Origin of the sequence: Streptomyces sp. NPDC005899 (assembly GCF_040629645.1) — a bacterium.
Lineage (GTDB): Bacteria > Actinomycetota > Actinomycetes > Streptomycetales > Streptomycetaceae > Streptomyces.
Map to the genome: position 1 here is coordinate 1 of NZ_JBEXWB010000380.1, position 5,647 is coordinate 5,647.

The 5,647-nt window shown below is 74.6% G+C and carries 5 protein-coding genes; 2 read left to right on the forward strand and 3 right to left on the reverse strand.

Features of this window, described 5'->3' with window-relative positions:
- The coding region (locus ABZ371_RS28110; protein ID WP_358684652.1) for a lytic polysaccharide monooxygenase at positions 1-928 on the reverse strand (928 nt) is incomplete at its 3' end.
- 321 nt (positions 929-1,249) lie between these two features.
- Complete coding sequence (locus ABZ371_RS28115; RefSeq protein WP_358684655.1) at positions 1,250-2,824, reverse strand: alkaline phosphatase D family protein; 1,575 nt, start codon at positions 2,822-2,824, stop codon at positions 1,250-1,252.
- A 337-nt stretch (positions 2,825-3,161) separates the two neighbouring features.
- Between ABZ371_RS28115 and ABZ371_RS28120 the strand changes: the two genes are divergently transcribed.
- Positions 3,162-4,640 (forward strand): trifunctional class I SAM-dependent methyltransferase/NUDIX hydrolase/VOC family protein, encoded by a 1,479-nt coding sequence (locus ABZ371_RS28120; protein ID WP_358684657.1) that lies wholly within the window; start codon positions 3,162-3,164, stop codon positions 4,638-4,640.
- Here ABZ371_RS28120 and ABZ371_RS28125 read toward each other — a convergent pair.
- Positions 4,637-5,227, reverse strand: coding sequence for a DUF402 domain-containing protein (locus ABZ371_RS28125; protein WP_358684659.1), 591 nt, complete (start codon positions 5,225-5,227; stop codon positions 4,637-4,639). The genes ABZ371_RS28120 and ABZ371_RS28125 overlap by 4 nt on opposite strands.
- Before the next feature lie 175 nt (positions 5,228-5,402).
- Here ABZ371_RS28125 and ABZ371_RS28130 point away from each other — a divergent pair.
- Positions 5,403-5,647: GntR family transcriptional regulator (locus tag ABZ371_RS28130; RefSeq protein WP_358684661.1), on the forward strand; the 245-nt coding region annotated here is incomplete at its 3' end.

Genomic DNA, 5,647 nt, shown 5'->3' on the forward strand with positions numbered 1-5,647 from the left:
TGGAGCCGTCGCCGCCGGTCTCGGCGAGGCTCTCACCACCCGCGGGAGCCTCGACGGGCGCGACGGCGTTCTCCGCCTCGGGAGCGTTGTCCCCGTCCGCCGGTGCCGCCGCGTCCGCGGCCGGTGCCGCCTCCGTGACCTCCGCGCCGGTGGAGGCGTCGTCGTCCCCGTGTCCGGCATGCTCCACGGACGACTTGCCGGCGCCCTCGTCGATGTCCTGCTCGGACGGGGCGGACGCGGTCGGGGCGGGGACGGCCGCCACGGAACCGCTGCCCGTGCCCTGCCCGCCGAAGACCACGTCGGAGCAGGCGTAGAAGGCCTCGGAGGAGTCCGACCGCTGCCAGACCGTGTAGATCAGCTGGCGCCCCGACGCCTGCGGCACGGTCCCGTCGAAGACGTACGACCCGTTCTCCATCGCCGGGTCGGTGGCCGTGGCGAACGGCTTCTCCTGGAGGTCCGACCACTTCAGGGGCCGCGCCGGGTCGTAGCCCGCCTTGGTCAGGTACAGCTCGAACGATCCCCTGTGCGGGGCGGTCGCTCGGAAGCGGAACGTGTGGCTGCCCGCCTTCATCGCGGTGGAGGGCCAGTCCGCGCGAGGCAGGTCCAGCCCCCTGAACTTGTCGTTGCCCGCGCTGCACAGCTTGCCGTCCGGAATCAGCTCGCGGTGCCTGCCGGCGGCGTTCGCGATGTTCACGCCGTTCCAGTCGTACAGCGCCTGCGTGCCGCCCGCGGCGACCGCCGCCCGGCACGCGGCGGACTCCGGATTCTCCGGCCCCTCCGCGAAACACGCCGAGACCCGGCTCACCGGGTCGGTCAGCGAACCGTGCGCGGCGGCCGGCGAGGCGGACAGCCCGGTCATCACGAGCGGAGCGACGCCGAGCGCGACGGCTGCGGCGAGCCTGCGGTGAACGGTCGGGGTGACGGCCATGGTGGTGCTCCTTCGGCGGACGCGGCTGTGAGGGTGCGGCACAGGCCCCGTCCCCGTACGCCGGTGCGCCCCCCCGGTGCGGATGTGGCGCCGACGGGACGGGGCCTGTGTCGGTGATCAGCAAACTAGCCGCCGTCCAGAGCCTGTTCAGCCGTGTAAAGCCGCAGGTGGCGATCGTTACGGTGCGCTTGAGGGAGCGTTAAGACCCCCATCGGGAAGGGACGCCGGCAGGCTCCGGCCGGCAGAGCCGTCACGCCGCGCGGGCCGCGGACCTCCGGCCGGGCCCGGCCACCGCCTGCGCACGGCCGGGCCTGCCCCGTGTCAGACCTGGACGCCGGGCACCCCGTCCTCCACGACCACGCTCGCGCGCGTGCTGATCGGCGCGTCCGGCTTCGTCACGTAGGGCAGGACCCGGAAGTCGCTGGTCCACCGCTCGCGGTCGACCGTGACGCGCACGTAGCCGCGCTGGCTGTTGAAGAACTTCATGTGCGGGTTCGCCGCCAGGAACGTCTCGCCCTGCGCCGTCATGTCCGCGCCGTCGCCGCCGCTCGTGACGGAGGTGCCCACGAACTCCGAGCCCACGGTCGCCGATTCCGGGTCGGCGTAGTCGCGCTTGAGGTCCCAGGCGTAGTTCTGGTGCCGGTCGCCCGTGACGACGACCAGGTTGCGGACCCCGCGGGTGCCCGCCTCGGCCAGCAACCGGTTGCGCTCGGCGACGTATCCGTCCCACGGGTCCGTCCACACCGTCGTGCCCGGGCCCGGGTCCTGGTCGGTCTGGCCCATCGGCGCCTGGTTGCCGAGGATCTGCCAGCGCGCCCGCGAGCGGCTGAAGCCCTTGAGGACCCAGTCCCGCTGCCGGGCCCCGAGCAGGGTCCGGTCCGGGTCGAACCGCTCCGCGCAGTCGGCGGAGGTGCCGTCTCCGCACGCCTGGTCGTCCCGGTACTGGCGGGTGTCGAGCATGGTGAAGTCGGCGAGCCGGCCGTACGGGAGCCTGCGGTACATCTGCACGTCGGGCCCCTTCGGCAGCTGGGTGCGACGCAGGGGCGCGTGCTCGTACAGCGCCTGGAAGGCGGCGGCCCTGCGCAGCAGGAACGTCTCCGGGTCCTCGTCGTTCTCCGAGGTCTCGTCCGCCCAGTTGTTCTCCACCTCGTGGTCGTCGAACGTCATGATCCACGGGAAGGCGGCGTGTGCCTCGCGCAGCGGGGCCTCGGACTTGTAGAGGCCGTACTGGAGGCGGTAGCGGGCGAGGTCGAGCGTCTCCGTGTGGAACCTCGGGTCCGTCGTCACGCCCCGCCTGTTGGTCCTGACACCGGACTCGTACAGGTAGTCGCCGAGGTGCACCACCAGGTCCAGGTCCTCCCGCGCCATGTGGTGGTAGGCCGTGAAGTAGCCGTCCTGCCATGCCTGGCAGGAGGCGAAGGCGAACCTCAGCCGGTGCGGGCCGTCCGAGGGGGCGGGGGTGGTGCGGGTCCGGCCGACGGGGGAGACGGCGGAGCCGGCCCTGAAGCGGAACCAGTACGTGCGGCCCGCGGCGAGTCCGTGCACCTCGGGGTGGACGGAGTGGGCCAGCTCCGGGGTCGCGACGACGCTGCCGCGGCGCACGACCCGGTGGAACCGCTCGTCGAGCGCCACCTCGTAGTGGACCCGGACCGGCCTGGCCGGCATCCCGCCGAGGCCGTCCTGCGCGAAGGGGTCCGGAGCCAGCCGCGTCCACAGCACGACACCGTCGGACGTCGGGTCGCCCGAGGCGACACCCAGGGTGAACGGGTCGCCGCGCAGGGCGGGTGCGGCGAACGCGGGCTGCGCGTCCCAGGCCCCCGTCCCCAGCATCAGGGCGGCGGCTGTCGCCCCGCCGTATCCGAACATCTGCCTACGGGACACGGAACGTGTGACCACGGGTCCTCCTCGGTCGATCGGGCCGACCTCGGTGACACTGCCGGGGGTTGGTGTCATGTTCACGCGCAACATGTGGCGGGGGGCCGAGCACAGCGTGAACAGGACGGCGGCACGGGGGAGCCGGCCGCCTCCGCGTCCCCGGCCGGCGCCCTGTCCCCCCGCTCACCCCGGGCCTGCCCGCCACGGCCGTCGCCGCGTGACCGGCCTCGTCAACACGTCGTTCTCCCTGGCCGATTACGGGATCGCCGTGCGGATCCTCGCCCGGCCCCTGGTGAGAGGGCCGAGCCGCCGCGCCCGGAGCTGAGGTGTCGCCGGCGGCGGCTGGGAGAATCGCGGTATGACCACGATCGACTGGGACGCCGCCGCCGACTCCTTCGACGAGGAGCCCGACCACGGGCTCCTCGACCCGGCCGTCCGCAGCGCCTGGGCGCGGCGGATGGAGACCTGGCTGCCCGCCGTCCCCTCCGAGGTGCTCGACCTCGGCTGCGGGACGGGCAGCCTCGCGCTGCTGGCCGCCACCCAGGGGCACCGCGTGACCGCCGTCGACCGCTCACCCCGCATGGCCGGGCAGGCGCGCGCCAAACTCGCCGGGACCGGCACCGAGGTGCTCGTGGGTGACGCCGGCCGGCCCCCCGTCGGCACCCAGCGGTTCGACGTGGTCCTCGCCCGGCACGTGGTGTGGCTGCTGCCCGACCCCGCGGCCGCGCTGCGCCACTGGTTCGGCCTGCTGCGGCCGGGCGGGCGGCTCGTCCTGATCGAGGGGGTGTGGGGTGGCGTCGGGCTCTCCGCCACCCGCCTCACCGCCCTGCTCGCCCCGCACACGGAACGCGTCCACCACGAGCCGCTCTCCGGCGACGCCCGGCTCTGGGGCAGGGAGGTCGACGACGAGCGGTACGCCCTGGTCGCCCGCGCCGAGCCGGTGCGCCGCCACCGGGAGGTCGTCGACGTCCACCTGATCCTCCGCCGGGGCTCCGAGGTGCTGCTCGCCCGGCGCGCGGGCACCGGCTACGGGGACGGGCTGCTCCACGCGCCCTCCGGTCACGTCGAGGACGGCGAGGACGTCCGGGAGGCGGTGATCAGGGAGACGGCCGAGGAGATCGGTGTGCGACTGGAGCCGGAGGAGCTCCGGGCCGCCCTGGTGATGCAGCACCGGGGGCCCGGCGGCGACCCCAGGACGGGCTGGTTCTTCGAGGCGGAGTACGATCCGGCCCGCCCGCCGCGCAACGCCGAACCGGAGAAGTGCTCCGAGCTCGGCTGGTACCCGCTGGACGCGCTCCCCGACGACATGATCGCCTACTGCCGCGCCGGACTCGACGGCTACCGCGCCGGGGAGCGCTTCCTCGTCCACTGGCACGAGGACGGCGACCCGGTCGGGTACGCGGGGGACGGGACCCGGCGGGCCGTCCCGCTCCCGGTGACCGAGGCCACCGCCGGCCGGGTGCACCACATCGAGCTGTGGACACCCGACCTGGCACAGGCGGAGGGGGAGTGGGGCTGGCTGCTCGGCGAGCTGGGCCACGCCCCGTACCAGCGCTGGGCGCACGGCCGCAGCTGGCGGCGCGGCGGGACCTACATCGTGGTCGGGCGGTCACCGGACCAGGCAGCGGGCACCCACGACCGGCTGCGGCCAGGGCTCAACCACCTGGCGTTCCACGTCCGGGACCGGGACACGCTGGACGCGCTGGTGGCACGCGCCCCCGGCCACGGCTGGCGGCTGCTCTTCCCCGACCGGCACCCGTACGCCGGCGGGAGCGGGCACTACGCGGCGTACCTGGAGAACACGGCCGGGTTCGAGGTGGAGCTGGTCGCTCCCTAGGCAGCCCCGGCGGGACCCCGCGGTCCGTCCGGCCCCGCTCCCGGCTCGGTGCGTGCCGCGCCGGCGGGTGGGCGCGGGGCCGCGCGGTGGTCCCGGGTCAGGTCCGCCAGGCCCCCGGCGCGCACCAGCCGTTCGAGGGATTCCAGGGCCTGGACGGCGGCCCGGGCCGCCGCCGGGTCCCGGCCGGCGAGGCCGCTCTCCCGGAACTCGTCCTCGTCCAGCCGGAGCACGGACGAGCCGTCCGCCGGCACCCAGAGGTCGAGGTCCAGGTCCTCCACCACGAGCTCGGTGCCGCGCAGGACGGCGGGCCGGGTGATGTCGCAGTACCAGCCCTTCAGCACCCCGTCGCCGGTGCGGACCTCCTTCACCGCGTACCACCGGTCACGCCAGTAGTGCTCGGTGAGGACGTCACCCGGCTCGAACCGCACGAACCCGAAGTCCCGTGCGCCGGGGGCCGCCCACGGGGCCCGCACGGTGATGCGGGTGCCGTCGTCGTGGACCGGCTCGGCGGGGTAGCGGATCTTGGTACGGCCGTTCTTGACCAGGGTGACCGTCAGGACGGCCCCCCGCTCAGCGGGTGCGGGCACCGCGCACCTCCTGCCGGGGCGTCACCGTGCGCGGTGACACGCCGTGCCCCGGCCATGGACGGGCTTTTGCCGCGGCGGGCCGGAAGTCGTGAACGTTCGCTGTCATGCGGGGGAAGGTACCCGGGCGGATGGTGCGCCCGCCTCCCCGTTTCCGGTGATGGGGGACAATCGGCCGGTGACTCTCCGAATCGCCGTTGACCCGGACTCCGCCACCGCCCCGTACGAGCAACTGCGCACGCAGCTCTCCGAACAGGCCCGCTCCGGCGCGCTGCCCGTCGGCTACCGGCTCCCGACCGTACGCGGGCTCGCCGAGGACCTGGGCCTGGCCGCGAACACCGTCGCCAAGGCATACCGCGCGCTGGAGGCCGACGGGGTGATCGAGACCCGGGGCCGCAACGGCACGTTCGTCGCGGCCGCGGG

Bases quoted from the DNA above. Each gene is read 5' to 3' on its own strand.
- ABZ371_RS28120 (WP_358684657.1), top strand. From the start codon at position 3,162: ATGACCACGATCGACTGGGACGCCGCCGCCGACTCCTTCGACGAGGAG.